The sequence below is a fragment of the Haladaptatus cibarius D43 genome (assembly GCF_000710615.1).
GTDB lineage: Archaea > Halobacteriota > Halobacteria > Halobacteriales > Haladaptataceae > Haladaptatus > Haladaptatus cibarius.
Genome location: NZ_JDTH01000002.1, coordinates 1,077,030 through 1,096,890 on the forward strand (window position 1 = coordinate 1,077,030; position 19,861 = coordinate 1,096,890).

At 60.6% G+C, this 19,861-nt stretch carries 20 protein-coding genes; 2 read left to right on the plus strand and 18 right to left on the minus strand.

Going from position 1 to position 19,861, the window contains the following annotated elements; translation table 11 throughout:
- Positions 1-86 precede the first annotated feature (86 nt).
- The 15 genes from HL45_RS11010 to HL45_RS11080 form a co-directional block, all read right to left on the minus strand.
- Positions 87-1,574: a DHH family phosphoesterase gene (locus HL45_RS11010; protein WP_049971150.1), complete on the minus strand. Its 1,488-nt coding sequence runs from the start codon at positions 1,572-1,574 to the stop codon at positions 87-89.
- A gap of 275 nt (positions 1,575-1,849) precedes the next feature.
- A complete protein-coding gene (locus HL45_RS11015; protein WP_049971151.1) occupies positions 1,850-3,346 on the minus strand; it encodes an NADH-quinone oxidoreductase subunit N in 1,497 nt (498 codons plus the stop codon).
- The gene (locus HL45_RS11020) at positions 3,346-4,884 is read right to left on the minus strand and encodes a complex I subunit 4 family protein (protein ID WP_049971152.1); all 1,539 of its coding nucleotides are present in this window, start codon (positions 4,882-4,884) and stop codon (positions 3,346-3,348) included. Before HL45_RS11020 ends, HL45_RS11015 begins: the two co-directional genes overlap by 1 nt.
- Positions 4,885-6,927 carry an NADH-quinone oxidoreductase subunit L gene (gene nuoL / locus HL45_RS11025; protein ID WP_049971153.1) on the minus strand — a complete coding sequence of 681 codons (2,043 nt, stop codon included), beginning with the start codon at positions 6,925-6,927 and terminating at the stop codon, positions 4,885-4,887.
- 2 nt (positions 6,928-6,929) lie between these two features.
- On the minus strand, positions 6,930-7,235 hold the full coding sequence (gene nuoK / locus HL45_RS11030) for an NADH-quinone oxidoreductase subunit NuoK (protein WP_049971154.1): 306 nt from the start codon (positions 7,233-7,235) through the stop codon (positions 6,930-6,932).
- The gene (locus HL45_RS11035) at positions 7,235-7,591 is read right to left on the minus strand and encodes a proton-conducting membrane transporter (RefSeq protein ID WP_211250850.1); all 357 of its coding nucleotides are present in this window, start codon (positions 7,589-7,591) and stop codon (positions 7,235-7,237) included. The genes nuoK and HL45_RS11035 overlap by 1 nt, the downstream gene beginning before the upstream one ends.
- Entirely contained in the window at positions 7,588-7,854 is a 267-nt protein-coding gene (locus tag HL45_RS11040) for an NADH-quinone oxidoreductase subunit J (protein ID WP_049971155.1), read from the minus strand. The genes HL45_RS11035 and HL45_RS11040 overlap by 4 nt, the downstream gene beginning before the upstream one ends.
- Positions 7,855-7,910: 56 nt before the next feature.
- A complete protein-coding gene (locus tag HL45_RS11045; RefSeq protein WP_049971156.1) occupies positions 7,911-8,372 on the minus strand; it encodes a NuoI/complex I 23 kDa subunit family protein in 462 nt (153 codons plus the stop codon).
- Positions 8,369-9,460: a complex I subunit 1/NuoH family protein gene (locus tag HL45_RS11050; protein WP_049971157.1), complete on the minus strand. Its 1,092-nt coding sequence runs from the start codon at positions 9,458-9,460 to the stop codon at positions 8,369-8,371. The genes HL45_RS11045 and HL45_RS11050 overlap by 4 nt, the downstream gene beginning before the upstream one ends.
- Positions 9,457-11,112: an NADH-quinone oxidoreductase subunit D gene (locus tag HL45_RS11055; protein ID WP_049971158.1), complete on the minus strand. Its 1,656-nt coding sequence runs from the start codon at positions 11,110-11,112 to the stop codon at positions 9,457-9,459. The genes HL45_RS11050 and HL45_RS11055 overlap by 4 nt, the downstream gene beginning before the upstream one ends.
- The gene (locus tag HL45_RS11060) at positions 11,109-11,813 is read right to left on the minus strand and encodes an NADH-quinone oxidoreductase subunit B (protein WP_049971159.1); all 705 of its coding nucleotides are present in this window, start codon (positions 11,811-11,813) and stop codon (positions 11,109-11,111) included. Before HL45_RS11060 ends, HL45_RS11055 begins: the two co-directional genes overlap by 4 nt.
- On the minus strand, positions 11,810-12,217 hold the full coding sequence (locus HL45_RS11065) for an NADH-quinone oxidoreductase subunit A (RefSeq protein WP_049971160.1): 408 nt from the start codon (positions 12,215-12,217) through the stop codon (positions 11,810-11,812). Before HL45_RS11065 ends, HL45_RS11060 begins: the two co-directional genes overlap by 4 nt.
- 186 nt (positions 12,218-12,403) lie before the next feature.
- Complete coding sequence (gene purE, locus HL45_RS11070; RefSeq protein WP_049971161.1) at positions 12,404-13,024, minus strand: 5-(carboxyamino)imidazole ribonucleotide mutase; 621 nt, start codon at positions 13,022-13,024, stop codon at positions 12,404-12,406.
- Positions 13,021-14,196 carry a 5-(carboxyamino)imidazole ribonucleotide synthase gene (locus HL45_RS11075; RefSeq protein WP_049971162.1) on the minus strand — a complete coding sequence of 392 codons (1,176 nt, stop codon included), beginning with the start codon at positions 14,194-14,196 and terminating at the stop codon, positions 13,021-13,023. The genes purE and HL45_RS11075 overlap by 4 nt, the downstream gene beginning before the upstream one ends.
- A gap of 64 nt (positions 14,197-14,260) precedes the next feature.
- Complete coding sequence (locus HL45_RS11080; RefSeq protein WP_049971163.1) at positions 14,261-16,012, minus strand: flippase activity-associated protein Agl23; 1,752 nt, start codon at positions 16,010-16,012, stop codon at positions 14,261-14,263.
- 81 nt (positions 16,013-16,093) lie between these two features.
- On the opposite strand from HL45_RS11080, the gene ribH reads away from it, so the two are divergent.
- Together ribH and HL45_RS11090 are read left to right on the plus strand one after the other, a co-directional pair.
- Positions 16,094-16,498 carry a 6,7-dimethyl-8-ribityllumazine synthase gene (ribH, locus tag HL45_RS11085; protein WP_049971164.1) on the plus strand — a complete coding sequence of 135 codons (405 nt, stop codon included), beginning with the start codon at positions 16,094-16,096 and terminating at the stop codon, positions 16,496-16,498.
- Positions 16,495-17,643 carry a pyridoxal phosphate-dependent aminotransferase gene (locus tag HL45_RS11090; RefSeq protein WP_049971165.1) on the plus strand — a complete coding sequence of 383 codons (1,149 nt, stop codon included), beginning with the start codon at positions 16,495-16,497 and terminating at the stop codon, positions 17,641-17,643. The genes ribH and HL45_RS11090 overlap by 4 nt, the downstream gene beginning before the upstream one ends.
- A gap of 136 nt (positions 17,644-17,779) precedes the next feature.
- On the opposite strand, the gene HL45_RS11095 is transcribed toward HL45_RS11090, so the two are convergent.
- The 3 genes from HL45_RS11095 to HL45_RS11105 form a co-directional block, all read right to left on the minus strand.
- Complete coding sequence (locus tag HL45_RS11095; protein ID WP_049971166.1) at positions 17,780-17,962, minus strand: hypothetical protein; 183 nt, start codon at positions 17,960-17,962, stop codon at positions 17,780-17,782.
- A 10-nt stretch (positions 17,963-17,972) separates the two neighbouring features.
- Positions 17,973-19,163 (minus strand): threonine synthase, encoded by a 1,191-nt coding sequence (locus tag HL45_RS11100; protein WP_049971167.1) that lies wholly within the window; start codon positions 19,161-19,163, stop codon positions 17,973-17,975.
- 155 nt (positions 19,164-19,318) lie between these two features.
- A complete protein-coding gene (locus HL45_RS11105; RefSeq protein ID WP_144240066.1) occupies positions 19,319-19,852 on the minus strand; it encodes a hypothetical protein in 534 nt (177 codons plus the stop codon).
- Positions 19,853-19,861 lie beyond the last annotated feature (9 nt).

The following is a 19,861-nucleotide window of genomic DNA, read 5'->3' on the forward strand; positions in this document are numbered from 1 at the left end:
GCAGAGTACCCACGCTGTGCCAAGCAAAAAACTTCCCGACCGTTTCTGCTAACGCCAACTGCTGACGGACGCCGAACTGTACCTCCCTACTCGTCGTCGCTCTCCGCGAGTTGAATGTCGAATGCAGCGACGTGTTCCTCGGCGGATTCGAACCCATCCGGTCCCGGTCGGGAACGAACGGTTTCGAAGAATCGATCGGTTATTATCTCGCCGACGATGGTTGAGAGGGAGGCTTCTTCTTCCTCTTCGACTTCGCCGAGCAGACCGAGTGAAATCTGCGCCCCGGCCATGTCGGCGTGCCCGCCCGCGCTTCCGATTTGGCCGAACGCGGCCCGCATGGTTTCACCGAGGTCAACGTCCGTTCCGCGCGCGCGCGCCGAGACGTACACGGTTCCCTGCATGAAACCGAAGACGAGTGTGACGTTCACGCCGTCCATGTTGAGCAGACGATCTGCGGCCTGCGCCAATGCGTCCCTGTCCGAAAGCGCGCCGACGCAACTCGCCAGCACGGTTCCGTCGAGTTCGCGGTTGCGAATCGCGCGGGAAATCGTATCGAAGGTGTCGGGACTGATGGACGGACTCTCGACGCGCTCCAACGTTCCGGTATCCGCGTGTGGGAGCAAGAACGCCGCCGCCTCGAAATCCGATTCGGACACCTCGCGGGTGAAATCTTTCGTGTCCACGCGAATCCCGTAGAGAAGCCCGGTTGCGACCCGTTCTGCGGGGTCGATGCCGAGATGTTCTAAATGGTCTGCGAGCAGCGAACTCGTCGCGCCGACGTCGCTACGCAAATCCACGAATCGCGCTTCGACCGGATGGTTCGGCGGGTGATGATCGATAACCACGTCTACCGGCGTATCCTCCGGCAGTTGGTCGTTCACGCCCGGACTGGAGTGGTCGACCAGCGCGAACCCCCCGAACTCCGAAAGGTCGTCGCCGGGGTCGAGATTGCGCAAATTCAACTCCAGCAGGTTGACGAACGCCCGGTTTTCCTGATGGGAAATCGCGCCGTAGTAGCACGTCTCCGCCTCCGTTCCAACCGACTCGGCCAACCCTTCCAACGCGACCGCGCTTGCGATGGCGTCCGGGTCGGGGTTGTCATGCATGAAAATCCCGAGTTTACCGTCGATGTCGCGGAGGGTTCGCCGGAGTTCCTGTGTCCGAAACGCCGTATCTTGGTCGGTCATCGACAGCAGGTGGTCGGTGATGAGCGTTCCGGGGGCGATGACTCGGTCTGCGAGAGTTTCTAACTCATCCGAAATACTCCGGTTTGGTTCGGTTCCCGCGTAGGTGACGACGTAGGCGTTCGGATGCGTTTCGCGGACTGCGCGCGCCGATGCCAGATTTTTCTCGGGGTCGTCGCCCGCGACGAACGCGATGTCAACCCGCGGTCGTCCTTTCGTAACCGCTGGGTCGGTGGGGTCGCCGCGAGTGGCCGAGATGCCCTCCGTGCGCAGTGTTTCGACTCTGCTCTCGTCCTCCGTGACGACGACGAGACTGCCGGGCCATTCGGCCACTGACTCGACGAGTGCATACCCGACCGAACCACAGCCGAGCATGAGCCGCGAAACCATTCTACCACCGATTGCTAGTCGGGCACCTAAAACCTGTTGGGAATCCTTTGCGGGCAGGACGTGGTTTTACTCGGTGTTTGTGATGGGTTTTCGAAACTCGCGGTTGTAGTGTTTGACCTCGACTCCCGTACAGAACGTGTTTCGAGAAGAAAGGAGGGAGACCAACGTATTTGCAATCAGTAGGCAATCACATCCCGTTCCAATTCACGAACAAACGCTCAGCTCACAGCCCAAATCCCATCGCCAAAAAAGTCGAAAATCGGTCGATTCGAAATCTACGCGAACAGGGTCGCGGCCGCGCTGTACGCCGTGTCTGCAAGCGGCCCGAAGGCCGGGAGCAGGACGACACTCGTAACGGCGGCGGCGAGCACTGCGACGTAGAGGCCGGTTGGGGTGCTTCGAATCGTCAGTTCGCTCGTCGGTTCCTCCACCCACATCGCCTTGACGACGCGCGAGTAGTAGTAAAGCGACAGCGCACTGTTGATTGCACCGACGGCGGCGAGCCACCAGAATCCGGCACCGACCGCGCCAGTGAACAGGGCGTACTTGCTCATGAAGCCAGCCCCGACCGGAAGTCCGGCGAGGTTGAACATGAACACCGTCATGGCGAGGCAGGCCATCGGGGCCTTGCTTCCCAGTCCGTTGTAATCCTCGAACGTTCTGCCGATGCCCCACTGTTCGACCAGCGCGATGAACAGGAACGCACCCGTGTTCATGAAGCCGTAGACGAGCAGGTGGAGCATGGCACCGCCCATGACCAAGTCGTTCGCACCGCCCACTCCGGTGAGTGCGGCGAGGCCGATGAGCGCGTAGCCCGCGTGTCCGACCGAGGAGTACGCGAGCATGCGCTTGACTTTGTCTTGGGTGGCCGCGGCGAAGTTCCCGAGCGTCATCGTGACGACGGCGAGAATCTGGAACGCGAGCACCCAGTCAACCGTCGCGGAGAGTTCTGCAATCGGGAACGCCGTGACGAACACGCGGAACGCGACGACGAACCCGGCGGCCTTCGAAGCCGAGGACAGGAACGCCGAAACGGGCGCGGGCGCGCCTTCGTATGCCTCGGGTGCCCAGAAGTGGAACGGAACCGAGGCCGTCTTGAACGCGAAGCCACCGAGCACCATCAGCACACCGATGCCGAGGACGCCGGGGAACGCTTCCGCGTTGAGATTGCTTGCAACCGCTTCGAGTTGCAGGTGGCCGGTAACGCCGTAGACGAGGCTGATACCGTACGCGAAGATGGCCGACGAGAGTGCCCCAATGAGGAAGTACTTGAGTCCTGCCTCGACGCTCCCGCGGTTTTTCTTCAGGATTGCGACCAGCGCGTAGGACGGCAGGCTGGCGAGTTCGAGACTGACGAACACCGTCGCCAGACTGTTCGCGCTCGCCATCAGCGTCATCCCCGTCGTCGCGAGGATGACCAGCGAGTAGAACTCCGCCATGTACGGCTGGCCTTTCATGTAGTCGTAGCTCGCGATACAGACCAGTACGGTGACGCTGGTGAAGATGAGCGTGAAGAACAGGCTCATCGTGTCCACGACGAGCGCGCCGTCGTACAGCGAAACCGCCTCTTCACCGGTTCCCGTGGCGAGGAACGCCACCGCGATGCCGCCAGCGACGACAGTGCCGAGCGTCGAGAGTCCTACGAGAAGTGGACGGTTTTTCGTATTCGGGGAGATGCTGTTCACAATGAACAGCAACATTGCCGTCAGGGCGAGGGTGATGGCAGGAGCCATCGTCACCCAGTCGGCACCGGTACCGAATGGCTGTGCCATCAGGCACCACCTCCCGTAATGAGCGCCATGTCACGCACGGATTCCTGAATCATCCCGTAGAAGATGTCCGGTTGGACACCGAGCAGGATGACGAGCAGGATGAGCACCACGAGGGGTGCGACGTCGTGGAACGACGCTCGTCCGACCTCGTAATCGGTTTCGAGGCGGAACGGGCCGAACAGGGTTCGCTGCATGGCGAAGAGGTAGTAGCCCGCGACGATGACGATGCCGAACATCGCCGCGCCGGTGAACAGCGCGAGCGTGTTGCCAGGGAGCACCGCGGACTGGAACGCGCCGACGAAGATGAAGAACTCCGCGGCAAATCCGCTCATCAGCGGAAGTCCCATGTAGCCGAACGCGCCCGCGATGAACACCGCGACCGTGATGGGCATCTTGTCGGCAAGTCCGGACATATCCGAGACCATCCGGGTGTGCGTTGTGTTGTAGATGACGCCGACCGCCATGAACAACAGCCCCGAGATGAGACCGTGCGAGATCATCTGGAACGTCGCGCCGCCGATGCCGTACATATTGTACGCGACCAATCCGAGGATGACGTACCCCATCGAGGAAACCGAGGAGTACGCGACGATGCGTTTCAAGTCGGATTGGGCAAGCGCGAGCATCGCGCCGTAGATAACGCTCACGACCGCCACGAGGGCGATGATGAACGCGAACTGTTTCGCCGTCTCCGGGAGCATCGTGAAGTTGAATCGCAAGAGCGCGTAGGTACCCATCTTCAGCATGACGCCCGCCAGCATGATGGACACCGGCGTCGGTGCCTCAACGTGAGCGTCAGGAAGCCACGTGTGGAACGGGACGATTGGTACCTTCACGCCGAACCCGGCGAACATGGCGAAGAACGCGACGATTTTCAGCGTGTTTGCGTCGATACCACCGAGTCCGCTGAGTTCGCCGTTGTTGAGCGCATCCGTGATTGCTGGCAAGTCGAGCGAGGTCACCGAATCACCCAGTCCGAAGACGAGCGCGATGAACCCGATGAACATCACCAGCGAGGCGACGTTGGTGTAGACGAAGAACTTGATAGCCGCGTACTTTCGGCGTGGGCCGCCCCACACGCCGATGAGGAAGTACATCGGCACCAAGACCATCTCCCAGAAGATGAACCAGACGAAGAAGTCGAGCGCCGCGAAGACACCAAGGAGGCTCATCTCCATGAACAGCATGAGGCCGTAGAACTGGCTCTGGCGCGACTGTACGGGCGTCCACGCCGCGAGGATTGCGAGCGGCGTAAGCACCGTCGTCAGCACCAGCAACGGCATGCTGATGCCGTCCAGTCCGACGTGCCAGTTAAGCGCGTATGGGCCGAGATTGACCCATTGATACATCTCTTCAAAGGCGAGGGTTCCGCCCAGCAGGGCGTTGCCGCTCCCGTCGAAGGCACTGTACATCCAAAGGCTCCCGCCGAGCGGGAGCAGACTCAACGCGAACGCGAGTTTCCCCGCGACCTTATCGGGCGCAAGGAACACCACGAACGCGCTGAGGAGTGTTACCGCGAGAAGTGCTTCTATCATCATCTAGAACCAACCTCCGGTAAAGCCGATGACGAGAAGCAGGACGACGAACGACGCCGTGAGTAGCAGCGCGTAGTTCGTCACGATACCGCTCTGAATCCGTTTCACCTTACTTCCGCCGAACAGGCTCACGCTGGAGATGCCGTTGACGACGCCGTCGATGATGCCGCCGTCGAACTTGTCCGCCGCTCGCGCGAGGGGGAGCGTGGCACCGGTTGCGAGCCACACCTGAGCCTCGTCGAGATAGTAGTTGTTGAACAGCACCGTCTTCGCACCGCCCAACTTGTCGGTGTGTCTGACCGGCGAGGGAACCGCGTAGAGCTTCCACGCGAGTCCCGCACCCGCGAGTGCGAGTCCCAGCGAGACGGCTGCACCGAGCAGAACGGTCAGCTGTTCCGACCCGATGGTGCCCGCCGAGTAGTGAGCGAAGTCGTGCGTGAGGTCGCTGTAGTGGTGGGCACTAAGCGCCGTTGGCCCGCTGTCGAGCCACTGGTGAAGGAAGTCCAGTTCGGTGCCGGTGAGTTTCTGCACCGGAACCATGTTCACCAGTCCGGTGACGGCCGCCAGCACGCCGAGAACCGCGAGCGGTCCTTTGACGTTCCAGCCGACGCCGTGCGGGTTGCGCGCGGTGTCAGATCGAGGCTTGCCGTGGAAGGTCAACGCGACCATCCGGAAGGTGTAGAACCCGGTGAAAAACACTGCGAGCAGACCCATCGCGTACGCGCCCAACAGAATCGGACTGTTCAGACCGTGGACGAGCGCCTCGTAGAGGATTTCGTCTTTCGACCAGAAGCCCGAGAACGGGACGATGCCCGCGAGTGCGAGTGACCCCGAGAGGAACGCGTAGTAGGTCACGGGCATCTTGTCTTTGAGTCCGCCCATGTCCCACATGTCCTCGTTGTGGTGCATGGCGATGATGACCGACCCTGCTCCGAGGAACAGGAGCGCCTTGAAGAAGGCGTGGGTCATCAGGTGGAAGGTCGCCGCGACGTAGCCACCGGTTCCCAGTCCGAGCATCATGTAGCCGTACTGCGAGATGGTGGAGTACGCGAGCACCTGCTTGATTTCGCGCTTGACGACGCCCATCGTCGCCGCGAACAGCGCCGTGAATCCGCCGATGAACGCGATGATGGCGAGCACCTGCGGAAGCAGGGCGTAGAAGCCGTACATGCGCGCAACGAGGTAGACACCTGCGGCGACCATGGTCGCCGCGTGAATCAGCGCGGAAACGGGCGTCGGGCCTTCCATCGCGTCGGGAAGCCACGTGTGCAGTGGGAACTGTGCCGACTTACCGACGACACCGCCCAGCACCAGCAGGCCGACGATGGAGAACCACGCCTGCGGGTCGAGTCCGAACAGGATGGTTACTTCGCCAGCGCCGCCTTCGCCGAGTGCCATTTCCGCCATGTGCGCGAACGAGTTCTCGCCCGCGAACTGCGCCGTGCCGAAGGTGGCGAACACCGCCACCACGCCGATGAGGAAGAAGTAGTCACCGAAGCGGGTGACGAGGAACGCCTTCTTCGCGGCGCTCGGTGGGCCGGGTTGGCGGAACCAGAACCCGATGAGCAGGTACGAACACAGCCCGACGAGTTCGAAGAACATGAACGCCATCAGCAGGTTGTCCGCGAAGACGAACGCGAGCATGCTGAAGGTGAACAGGCCAAGACCGGCGTAGTATCGCGGCAGGCCGGTTTCGCCCTCGTCGTTCATGTAGCCGAGACTGAAGACGTGGACGAGAACCGCGACGAGCGAGACGATGACGAGCATCATTGCCGACAGCGGGTCGAGAAGGATGCCGAAGTGCAGGTTGAACGTTTCGAGGCCTTCGACCCACACTATCGTCTCGTGGTAGGAGCCGCTGCTCGACACCGTGACGAACACCCATATCGACAGGGCGAGCGACCCGGCGGTTGCGAGGATGCCCGGAATCGCGCCCCCTTTCGGAAGCATCTTTCGGGCGAACTCGCCGCCGAGCAGTGCAATCAGGAACGATACGAACGGCAGGAGTGCGATTACCGGTGCCAGTTCGAATGCAGTTGCCGCCATTGTTACCACCTCATAGTCGTCGCTTGGGTTACGTCCACGTCCTTGAAGTTACGATACAGCACGAGGATGATTCCGATACCCACCGCGACTTCCGCGGCACCCAGCCCCAGCGTGAACAGGCTGAACGTTTGGCCGGTCAGGTTGCCGTGATAGTGGGAGAACGCGACGAGATTGATGTTCGCGGCGTTGAGCATCAGCTCGACGCTGATGAGGAACATCAGCGCGTTCCGCCGCGTGAGGATGCCGAACAGGCCCGTGCAGAACACGGCGGCTGAAAGCAGTAGATAGTATTCGACTGCAACAGCCATTACTCGTCGTCACCTCCGGTCATTCCGCCGTCCGTAGCGACCTGACGGGTACTCTCGCCGTCTTCTTCGCGGCTGGCGAGTAGAACCGCACCGTCGAGCGCCGCGTCCAGCACGAGCGCGATAATCAGGAACGCCACGAGGAACCCTTCGCTCGGGATGATGTTCTGGCCCTCGACGCTGGTGATGTTGAACATTGCGTAGCCGATTCCCGCGGTGATTCCCGCTCCGCTGGGGAAGCCCGCGGCGTCGCCGAACGACGCGCCGAGGAACACCACTGCGAGAACGCCGAAGAGCGCGACTGCGACGAGGCCGGGAAGCATCGTCGATGTATCGTGCAAGCGTGGTTTCGATGTCATGCGTTAGTTACCTCCTCTGTACTTGAACGACGTGTGAGCATGACGGCGAACGTTATGAGGATGAGAACCCCGCCGACGTAGACGAGAATCTGCATCGCCGCAACGAACTCCGCCTGTAACATAACGTAGTGGACTGCAAAGCTCAGTAACGAAGTACCGAGCAATAGAGCAGCATGCCACACGTCCCGCACCAGGACAGCGCCCAAGCTACTCGCCACTGTGACCGCGGCGAACAGCCCGAACGCGATTATTTCGTATACCATTTCGGTTACCTTTGGGTTTGGATAAACGCCCTTTTAAGATTTCGAGACGGGCGTGGTTACTGGTAGTCTACTGCTCCCTCGCCCTCTCCAATCCACGCGGAACGGTCGGGTTCGCGGGATTCGAGCGGGTCGATGTCTTTGTACCAGGGGACGTTCTTCAACTGTTCTTTGTTGTAGACGAGGTCGTCTTTCGTGTCACCCGTGAACTCGAAGTTCTGGGTGAGCAAAATCGCGTCAACGGGACAGACCTCCTCACAGAGTCGGCAGTAAATACACTGCCCGACGTGGAGGTTGTACTGCTCGCCGTTGCGCTGGTCGTCCTGAACGATTTGAATCGTGTCGTTCGGACAAACGTTCTCGCACTGGCGGCACCAGATACAGCGCTCTTGGCTGAACTTGTGGATGCCGCGGAAGCGCGGACTGACCTCGGGTGCCACGTCAGGATATTCGACCGTGAACGTGGTTCCACCCAGTGCGTGCTTCATCGTCGTTGCCATTCCTTTGAGTATTCCGATCATAGCATCACTCCCACGATGACGGCCGTGAGAACCAAGTTTGCGAACGAGAGCACGAGCATGCCCTTCCAACCGATTTCGATGAGTTGGTCGATACGGACACGTGGAATCGCCGACCGTGCCCACTGCGTGAACAGGAACACCGCCCAGATTTTAACGGTGAACCAGATGAAGCCAATCGACCCCGAGGCGGGGCCGTCGGCACCACCGAGGAAGACGGTGGCGATGATGGCACCGCCGAGGAAGATGTGCAGGAACTCACCGAGGTAGAACAGCACGAAGTACACGCTGGAGTACTCGGTCTGGTATCCCGCAATAATTTCCGTCGGTGCTTCCGGGATGTCGAACGGGTTCCGCCCGACTTCCGCCAGATTGGCCACCATGAACAGGACGAACGCAAACGGGTTCACGAAGGCGTACCACGCCGGGATGGCGAAGCCACCGATGGTGAACAGCGTCTCCTGCTGTTGGGCGACGATTGTACTCATCTGGAGCGACCCCGCGAAGATGACAACGGACGCCGCCGTCACGATGAGCGGAATTTCGTAGGCGATGTTCTGTGCCACCGCACGAAGTGCGCCGAGAAGCGAGTATTTGTTGTTCGACGCGTAGCCACCCATCGTCAGTCCGAGCGTGGCGATGGACGCGACGGCGAACACGTACGCCAGCCCCGTCTCGGGGTCAGCGAGGTGCAGATTGATGCCGAAAAGGGAACCCATCGGAATAACCGCGAAACCGAGCAGCGCCGACGACACGACGACGATAGGCGCGAGGTCGAAGGCCGGACGGTCAGCGCCATCCGGGATGATGAGTTCTTTTCCGAGCAGTCGCACTGCGTCCGCGATGATGATGAACAGGCCGAACGGTCCGACGCGGTTCACCGCGATACGGTCGGTGAATGCGGCGGTAATCTTCCGTTTCGCCCACGGTCCGGCGACTGCCGTCATCGTCAACATGATGGTGCCGATGATAGCCGCACCAACAAGCGCCGACAGCATCTCCTGCCACGCGGCAGGATTGTTTCCGAACAGGGCCCGAGCGATTTGCTCGGGAAAAAGCACCGGGCTTTCCTGTAGCGGGACGAAATTCATCGGTCAACCTCCCCGAGAATCACGTCGAGACTACCGAGCGTAGCGACGAGGTCGGGAATGTACTCTCCTTCGGACATCTCTCTGAGAGCCGACAGGTTGCAGAAGCACGGACTCCGAATCTTGAATCGACCCGGTTTGTCCGTCCCGTCCGCGCGAATGTAGATACCGAGTTCGCCTTTCGCTCCTTCGACGGCGCGGTACACTTCGGTGTCCGCTTCCGGTTTGAGCGTCCGGGGAACGTTCGACTGAATCTCGCGTTCGTCTTCCGGCCAATCTTCGAGCAGTTCGACGCACTGCTCGATGATTTTCGCGGACTCCTCGACTTCGCGCATGCGAACGAGCAGGCGCGCGTAGTTGTCACAGCCGTCTTCGGTGATGACGTTCCAGTCGAGTTGGTCGTAGTAGCCGTATGGGTCGTCGCGGCGCAGGTCGTAGTCGATGCCCGACCCGCGGGCAACCGGCCCAGTGACGCCGTACTGCTTTGCGACATCCGGTTCGAGTACTCCCGTGTCGATGGATCGAATCTGTAGGATTTCGTTGCTCGTGATGAGGTCGTGGTACTCCTCCAGCGTCGGCGGGAGGTCGTTCAAGAAGTCACGAACCTTCTCGAAGAAGTCTTCGCGCGGCTCCGGGAGGTCCCAGACGACGCCGCCGAGACGGAAGTAGTTGAACATCATGCGCTGGCCCGTCAAATCTTCCAGAATGTTCTGGACGATTTCGCGGTCGCGCATCGAGTACATGAAGATAGCAGTGAAGTCGCCGTAGAGGTCGAGACAGAACGTTCCGATCGCCAGCATGTGTGACGCGATACGGCAGAGTTCCGCACCCATCGTCCGGATGACTTGTGCGTACTCCGGCACTTCGAGGTCGTTCAAGTCCTCGGCCACGCGCGCGTAGGCCCACTCGTTGAGCAAGCCGGCGGATGCGTAGTCCCAACGGTCGGGATACGGCATAATCTGGTGACGGTACGTTCCGTTCTGGGCCATCTGCTCCTCGCAGCGGTGGAGGTAGCCGATGTCCGGGTCAACGTCCGCGACCTGTTCGCCGTCGAGGGTCGTCTTCAGGTGAAGCACGCCGTGTGTCGCCGGGTGGTGTGGACCGATGTTGAGGAACATCGTGTCCGAATCCTCGTCGAGGTGGTCGCCCTCGATGGGATTCTCGTGCTCGTTGAACGAGACGATTTGTGGCTGGTCTTGGTCGTAGTTCCGCGAGAGCGGATGTCCTTGCCACGTTTCGGGCAACAGAATCCGACGAAGGTCGGGATTGCCGTCGTAGTCGATTCCGACGAGGTCGTAGGCCTCACGCTCGTGCCACTCTGCTGTCCGGTACACAGGTTCCGCGCTCTGGTGTGTCGGCGCGTCGAGCGGCGTCGGCACGACGACGCTCGCTTCCTGTGTCGGGTCGGCGTACTTTTTGAGGTGGTAGACGCTCTCGTATCGGTCTTCGTAATCCTGCGCCGTGAGCATCGAGAGGTGGTCGAATCCAGCCTCGTCACGCAGAGTCCTGAGTGCCTTCTCGACTTCGTCGGGTCGAACGACGAATCCGGGCGCGTTCAGGTGTTCTTCACGTCCAATGACGGAGTCACCGAGCAGCTCGGCGAGTTTGTCACCGTCGACCTCTTGGGTCGTCGGCATCTCTTCTTGCGAACTCATGGTGAATCAGCCCAGTTGTAGCGCATGACGAGCGACTCTTCGTCGATTTGGTCTGCGAGCGAATCGACCAACTCGTCGCGTTCCAAATCGCGGAACTGCTCCAGTTCGTACGGTTTGACCGTCACCGGACTTGTTTCGCCGTTGGCGATTCGCTCTTGCATTTTCACGACGCCGTAGACGAGTGCCTCGGGGCGCGGCGGGCAACCGGGGACGTGAATGTCCACCGGAATGACCTCTTCTGCACCCTTGATGACGTTGTACCCTTCCTGGAACGGGCCGCCGCTGATGGCGCACGACCCCATGTTCACGACGAACTTGGGTTCCGGCATCTGGTCGTAAACGCGCTTCATCCGCGGTGCGAACTTCGAAACGACCGTCCCGGGGACGATCATCACGTCGGCCTGTCGCGGCGATGCGCGTGGCACACCTGAACCGAAACGGTCTAAATCGTGTTTGACCGCATAGGTGTGCATCATCTCGATGCTACAGCAGGCGATACCGAACTGTAGCATGAACATCGACGACCCCCGTACCCAGTTCATGAACTTGTCGAACTTCGTGAGGATGAACGGGGATGCGCCGAACGCTTCTCGAAGCTTCGAGTTGAAGCGGTTATCGACGCCGTCGCCCATTCGGGCCTCACGAGTTTTGGTCTGGGGTGCTGTGCTACCCTGAATAAATTCTCGTGGTTCGTTGCTCATTGTTCCACTCTCCGTTGCGTTTCGCGGGGGCTACGAACCCACCGCACCGCACCTTTGCGCCATGCCCAAACGAGGCCGACGACGAGTATCGTGATGAAAACCAACATCGGAGCGAGCACCGTCGCAAGGCTGACGCCACCTTCGATGGCGCTGCGATAGATGACCGTCCAAGGGAAGATGAGGACAGTCTCGATGTCGAAGACGACGAACAACAGCGCAACCATATAGTATTGGATGTTGAACCGAATGCGCGTCGTCCCGGTTGGAATTTCACCGCTCTCGTAGGTGGCGGATTTTCCCTGTTCTGGCACGGTTGGTCTAAGGAGGCTCGAAACAACCATCATACTCAATGGAATTGCAAGCCCCACCAGACCCAGCGCGCCAATGGCTACCCATGGATTCATACCGGTATTCTCCTAGCAGGCGGTGTTTTGTGAGCGCACCCCTATAAGCATTGATTCTTGCGATTCCGGGGATTCAGACCCGCGTTAGTCCAAATTGGCGCAACTGACGCTTTCTTTTCCGTAACGCCACATTTCCCGCACCGGGTGACCTCGCCAACTCCACAGAATAGAAACGAATGTGATACGTTAGGAATCGTCACGGAAACTGGGCGTTCCGGTTTCGTGCAGTTCCCGAGACACGTCCCCGACACCAGATTGCAGCTCGTCGTGGTACGCAACCAACCGTTTCCGAAGGTCGTCGTGTTCACGGGCGAGCATCTGCACCGCCGAGAGCGCCGCGTTAAACGATTTTCCGGCGTCAACCGCGACGATTGGCGCGCCGGTCGGCATGCCGATGACCGACGAGACCGATTTCTCCTGCACCGGCACTCCGACGACCGGAAGCGGGTACGCGAGCGACGCGGTCATGTTCGGCAAATCGGCGGATTTGCCGCCCGCACCTGCGATGATGACGTCCAGTCCGCGAGCCTCCGCCGTCTTCGCGTAGGCGTACATCAGGTCGGGCGTCCGATGGGCCGAAACGACGTAGGTTTCGAAGGTGAACCGGGCTTCCGGGGGGTCGTCGTCGTCCGTGACTTCCTCGAAGCCGAGTTCCGTGAGAGCGTCGTAGGCACCCATCATCACGTCCAAATCGGAGTCGCTTCCCATAACGATTCCAATCTCGGGCGTCTCCTCCGGGGCGCGGTTGCGCTCCGCCTCGGTTTCGAACTGTTCGATAAGTCGCTGAACTGATTCTGCGTTCGTCATTGGAATGTGACTGAGTCGGTAAGCGAGCGAGCGTTCGCAAGGAGGTCATCTGTCGATACGGAATCAGTCGGCGAGTCGCCCGCGAGCGACTCGCCGACGAGCGTGACGTGGCCCATCTTTCGAAGCGGGCGAACCTCTCGTTTGCCGTACCAGTGGAACGACGCGCCGGGAGTCGAAAGCACTTCGTCCACTCCGGCGAGGTCTGCGGGTTGGCTCTCTTCTACGTCGCCGAGGATGTTCGACATCACGACCGGACTTCGGAGGTCTGTCGCGCCGAGGGGATAGCCGAGTACGCCGCGGACGTGCTGTTCGAACTGCGAGGTCAGCGCGCCCTCGATGGTGTAGTGACCGGAGTTGTGCGGACGCGGCGCGATTTCGTTGACCGAAATCTCGCCGTCAGCGTGTTCGAACAACTCGATTCCGTAGACGCCGCGCCCGGACAACACCGAGAGGACGTCGCGCGCGACTTCCTCTGCTCGCTCGGGCACCGATTCCGGTGCCCGAGCGGGAACGATGGTTTCACGCAGAATTTCGTCCTCGTGGATGTTTTCGCCGACCGGGAACGTCGCAATTTCGTCGTCGCCCTTGACCGCGATGACCGACAGTTCGCGCTCGAAGGGGACGAACTCCTCCACCATCAACTCGCCCGAAACTTCGGCGAGGGCGTCGGTCACGTCGTCCGGCGATTCGACGGGCACGTTTCCACGCCCGTCGTAGCCGCCTTTCCGGGCTTTCAGCATCATCGGATAGCCGAACTTTTCGCCCGCAGAAAGCAGGTCGTCGCGGCCGTCCACGGGGCGGAACTCCGGAACCGGAATCCCCCGTTCTTTCAGCGCGCGCTTCTGGACGAGTTTGTCCTGAATCATCCGCAAGGTGGCCGGGTCGGGATGGACGGGGACGCCGTACTCCTCCTCGACCGCTTCGAGCACGTCCGGGTCTGCCAGTTCGATTTCGAACGTCAGCGCGTCGGCCATCTCCGCGAGCGTTCGAATCGCTTCCTCGTCGTCGAAGTCGCCGACGATTTGCTCGCGGGCAACTGCCGATGCCGGACAGTCCGGCGTCGGGTCTAACACGACCAGTTCGACGCCAAGCGGGGAGGCCGCCTCTGCCATCATCCGACCGAGTTGTCCGCCACCGACGACGCCGAGAATTGGCGGTGAAGCCGTAACCATGTTGTCCGCGAGTTGTGGCGGTAGGTGTATAAAATTTCCCAACTCCTCGCAAGAATATGCACGATTATGCTTTTCTATTCGCCTCTCGGAGCGCGCTCTCCTTGATGTAAATCGTGGTTTCGCTCCCGTACAGCGTGAGTTCGTGGTCGTAGGCCACGTAGCCGGACAGATGCGGTTCCACGTCGGGTACCTTCACCGTTCGCGTGATGACGACCGGTGGCTGTTGGCTTTCGAGCGTTTCGTTTTTCAGCGTGCTATCGACGGTTGCGTCCGCCATCTCGGTGTACCACGGGAGCGGCAGGCGGTTGTACCAACTGTTCGCGGGTCGCTGATAGTCGTTGTCGGTCTCGTCCGGGACGTAGAAGATGTACTGACTCTGGTCGTCCACGTAGCCGTAGTACAGCACGTCGGTTCCCTGCTGGTTCGCCTTCGAAACTGCCTGTACCTTCTCCAACGTCGGATTGATACCCGGCGCAGGCTGGCCGTACTGGACGAGATCGTTGTCCTGCTGCCCGCCGAGCATCGTCGGAACCTGCCTGTCCTGCGGATGCAGATAGACGATGCTCAACGCCGGAAACGCGACCTGCGCGACGACGAGCAAGAAGACGAGCGCCGTCGCGGCGGTCGCCGTCCTGTCCCTTTCCTCGTATGCCTCTCTCCCCCAGCGGTAGAGAAGCGCCACGCCCACCGCGGCGGGGATTGCGAGCGGAGCTACGACGTGGATGGTGTTCCACGGTGCCATGATGTCCGTGACGAGCGGATAGCCGAGGATACCGACTGCGCCCCAGTAAAACGCGAAGGAAACGAGGTCACGCGGGCGTTCGTCCACGTATCGCGCGGAGAGGAAGCCGAGTAGCGCGAACACGAGCAGTGGCAGTGCGCCCTGTTCGAGGACGCCCACGAAATGCTCGAAGTACGGAAGGTAGGCGTGGCCATGACTCGTGACCCACTGCTGGGTGAGTTTCTCCCACGACCCGAGCGTCGCTTCGGCAATGACCGCGCCGAACATCGACGGCTCGCCGAATGCCTTCCAAAGGCCCGGCCCTCCGACGCCCCGCGCCCGTGGCGCGTAGAAGTAGACGATGATGAGGAAAAACTCGACCAGACAGAGGACGAGGTGCGGCGCAAACCGCTGAAGACCGCGCCCCCATCGCCTCGCGTGCTCGACGAACACGCCCGTCCATCCTCTGTCGTGATTGCGCGCGAGAAACAGTCGGTGGTCGAGCAGGAGTACCCCAGCACCGAGCCACGACAGCAGGTAGAGCAGGACGTTTTCTTTCGTCGTGAATGCGACAGCCAGCACTCCCGTTCCGAGGTAGAGGTACCGCGCCTTTCCGGTGGCGTGTGCGCGAAGGAAAAATCCGAGCGCGAACAGCATCAGTGCCGCGAGAAGCATGTCGTTTCGCATGAACCGCGAGTAGTAGAGCAGGATGGGATTCGCGGCGAAAAAGAGTGCGAGGGCGACCATCTCCGATTCGCGGAGATGGTCGCGGTAGAGCCACGCGGCAAGCGGAAGCAGACCGGTAATCAGTGCAACCGGAAACCGTGCCATGAAATCGCTCGCGCCGAACAACTGGAAGAGGATGCTGTTCACCTGCACGAAAAACGGACCGTGAATGTCGGCCTGATACTCGAACACGCCGGTCTTCTGATAGCGGAGAATCCAATAGCCGACACGGGCTTCGTCCCAGTGGGCGAACCGGGTACCAAGCGCAACGAGGCGGAGTACCAGCGAAATCGCCGTGACGACGAGAATGCCAGCAACGCCCCGATTCCGGTTCACCCACCCGGAAACCGGGCGTTCGCCTGTACTCATTGTTTTCTCCCAAAACGGAGGAGGGATACAAGCGTTGCGGAGAACGGTAGTTCTTTTAGTAGCGCTGGCCTTCCGCCAGATATGGTAACGCTCGGACTCGTCGTCGCGGAGTTCAACGCGCCGATAACGGAGCAGATGGAGTCGTCGGCGCGCGACGCCGCCGACGAACACGACGCGGAAATCGCCGAAACGCTACACGTTCCGGGGGCCTACGACTCCCCCCTCGCGGCGGACAGACTCGCCCGCCGGGACGACATCGACGGCGTCGCAGTTCTCGGCGCGGTCATCACCGGAGACACCGACCACGACGAAGTCATCACGGCCGCGACGACGCAGAAGCTGACCGACGTGAGTTTGAACCGAGATACGCCCGTCGCGCTCGGAATTACCGGGCCGGGAATGTCCGCGGCAGAAGCCCGCGAGCGTACCGACTACGGTGCGCGAGCGGTCGAAGGAGCTATCGACCTCGTGGAGGAGTTAGAATGACGATGGAGTTTTCAGACAGAATTCAGCGCGTCGAACCAAGTGCAACGCTCGCAATCAGCAGTCTCGCCTCGCAACTCGAAGCGGAGGGTGAGGACGTTATCGACCTGAGCGTCGGCGAACCCGACTTCCCCACGCCCGAGAACATCGTGAACGCGGGTGAACAGGCGATGGAGGACGGCCACACCGGCTATCCGCCGTCGAAAGGCGTGCCGGAACTTCGGGAGGAAATCGCAGCGAAACTCCAAGCCGACGGACTCGACTACGAGGCGGACAACGTCATCGTCACGCCCGGCGCGAAGCAGGCGCTCTACGAAACGGTGCAGACGCTCGTGGACGACGACGACGAAGTCGTCCTCCTCGACCCGGCGTGGGTGTCCTACGAGGCGATGGTGAAACTCGCAGGCGGCGACCTCACCCGGGTTGACCTCGCACCCCACAATTTCCAACTCGAACCGGCCCTCGACGACCTCGGCGAGGCCATTTCGGACGACACCGAACTGCTCATCGTCAACTCGCCGTCGAACCCGACTGGAGCCGTCTACTCCGACACTGCGCTGGAAGGCGTCCGCGATTTGGCGGTCGAACACGACGTGACCGTCATCAGCGACGAAATCTACGAGAAAATCACCTACGGCATCGAACCGACCAGTTTGGCAACCCTCGACGACATGTACGAGCGTACAGTCACGGTAAACGGCTTCTCGAAAGCCTACTCGATGACCGGCTGGCGGCTTGGTTATCTCGCCGCTCCGGAGGAACTCGTCTCACAGGCGGCGAAACTTCACTCGCATTCGGTTTCCTCGGCGACGAACTTCGTCCAGCGCGCTGGCGTCGAAGCCTTGCAAAACACCGAAAGCGAAATCGGGGAGATGGTAGAGGCATTCCACGAACGCCGCGACCGACTCGTCGCGCTGTTGAAACAGCACGACGTGAGCGTCAGGACGCCGGACGGGGCATTCTATCTCATGCTCCCCGTTGCCGACGACGACCAGCAGTGGTGTGAAGATGCGCTGGAGGAGGCCTACGTCGCCACCGTCCCCGGAAGCGCCTTCGGCGCTCCCGGCTACGCCCGAATCTCCTACGCAGCAGACCTCGACCGAATCGAGGAAGCCGTCGAGCGACTGGTCGAAAACGACTTGCTCTAATCGGGAGCAACGCCGTCGGAATCCATCGTTTTCTGTTTATTGAATGTGGACAGGATGGTTCACCAGAACTGTTCTGGTTCCGGTTTCGGACATAAACCTACGCGCGAAAACGGCGGCTCCGCGAAAATACTACGCCTCAGTCGCCCATGATGAACCGATTGGCGATGTAGATGCCGATGGCGGAACCGACCGCCGGGCCAATCGCGGCCCACAGGCTTTGTACGAAGTCGTATTCGAACACGAAGAACGCGATTGGGAACACGATGACGAATACGGCGACGAGGGTGAACACCGCCTTCTTTCGGACTGCGGGAGACATCCGTATCCCTTTAGACGCCCATCCCCATCAAATGACTGCGAAGTACGTCGTCGTCCTTGTTTCCCGTTCCGGTGTTGAGCAGGACGACGGTGTCGTCCTCGTCGAACTCGCCTTGCTGGGCGAGTTCCCACGCGCCACTCGCAGCGGCGGCACAGGTCGCGCCCATCTCCAAGCCTTCCTGTTGGGCGACTGCAACCGCGGAGTCGAGGATGTCCTCGTCGCTGGTTGCGACCGCCCCGCCGTCGCTCTCGCGTAGGGCGTCCAAAATCATCGGACTCGCGCCGGGGTCTGGAATCTCGATGCCGCCGCAAATCGTGTCCGGGGTTTCCCACGCTTCGTGCACGTCCGTTCCTTCCTCCCACGCTTTCACGATTGGGGCACACCCTGAAGACTGGGCGGCGTACATCGCCGGAAGGTCGTCGGTCAGGCCCAACTCCTCGAACTCCTTTGCGGCCTTATGCATGCCGACCAGTCCGACGCCGCCGCCGGTCGGGTAGACCACCGCGTCGGGGACTTCCCAGTCCATCTGCTCGGCGATTTCGTAGAACATCGTCTTCTTCCCTTCGTGGCGGTAAGGCGTGACGAACGTTTTGACGGAGTACCAATCCTCGTCTTCCATCGCATCGGCGTAGGCCGCGCCCGCGTCGCCGATTCGGCCTTCCACGACGGTCATGTCGCCGCCGTGGACGTTCACCATCGCCTTGTTGGTGAATCCGGCACGCGTCGGGAGAAAGACGTGCGATTCCATATCTGCCCGTGCGGCGTAGGCCGCGGCGGCCTGCCCCGCGTTCCCCGCAGAGGCGAGCGCCACGTCGGTCGCGCCGTGTTGGGCCGCCGCCGTCACCGCCATCGTCTGCCCGCGGTCTTTGAACGTCCCGGTCGGATTGCGCCCTTCGTCCTTCAGCAGGACGCGCTCGACGCCCATCTGTTCCGCGAGGTTCGGACATTCGACCAACGGGGTCGCGCCTTCGTCCATCGACACGGCGGAATCGCGGGTGAACGGAAGCAGTTCCTCGTACTTCCACATCGTGTCGAACCGGCGCGATTCGAGGTCGCTCCGCGAGAGGTCGATTGCGTCGTAGTCGTACTCCGGGTCGAGGATGCCGTCGCAGTCGGGACACCGATGGCTTCCGACCTCGGCGTCGAACGTCTCGCCGCAGTCCACACACGTCAGGCCGATGAATGCGTCCGTCGTCTCCATAATCGGACGTTCGCGGGCGGACACTAAGCCCTGTTCATCCCCGGTCTTTTTTGCTTCTAGCTCGAAAAGGACATTCACGCAATCGGTTCTCGTTGGACTCTCCGAAGGAACACTATTTTGTGAGGATATTCTATCGGTCGTATCGAATCGATGAGCTACAAAACGGTCGTCTGCCATCGGTCTCTCTCCACGTCTATTTCTCGATTTTCTACGAAAATATCCAATCCGTAGCGGTCAATATCGTCTCCGTCCCAATCGAACGACTGGTCGCCTATTTCGTCGTCGGTCACTATTATTCGGCAGTCGTAGCTCATCTGTTCGATTTCCGAATAATGTCGCTGGCTGCCGGAGTCTCCCTGTGGAGCAAGGGTAAACTCTGCGTCAAAGCGGCCTATTTCGTCAGCGGTCGGTGAAACAGTTATTCTCATGTGCCGTTCGTCGGCAGTACGATTGTACACCGCAAGGTCTTCAGCGTCCGGTTGAACTGTTCCTTGTCTCGTTTGTTGCCACCATATTGTGGTTGTCTCCTGCGTTTTTTCTTGTTCTGTCGTTCCCTGTGGCTCCGTCGCCGTTCCTTGGGAAGTCCCCGCCGTCTCGTTTTCCTCCATCCCGAGAAGACTCGAACATCCAGCAAGGAAAAGACTGGAACTACCAACTGTTGACCGCAAAATCGTTCGTCTGGAGGGCATCGTTCCGCG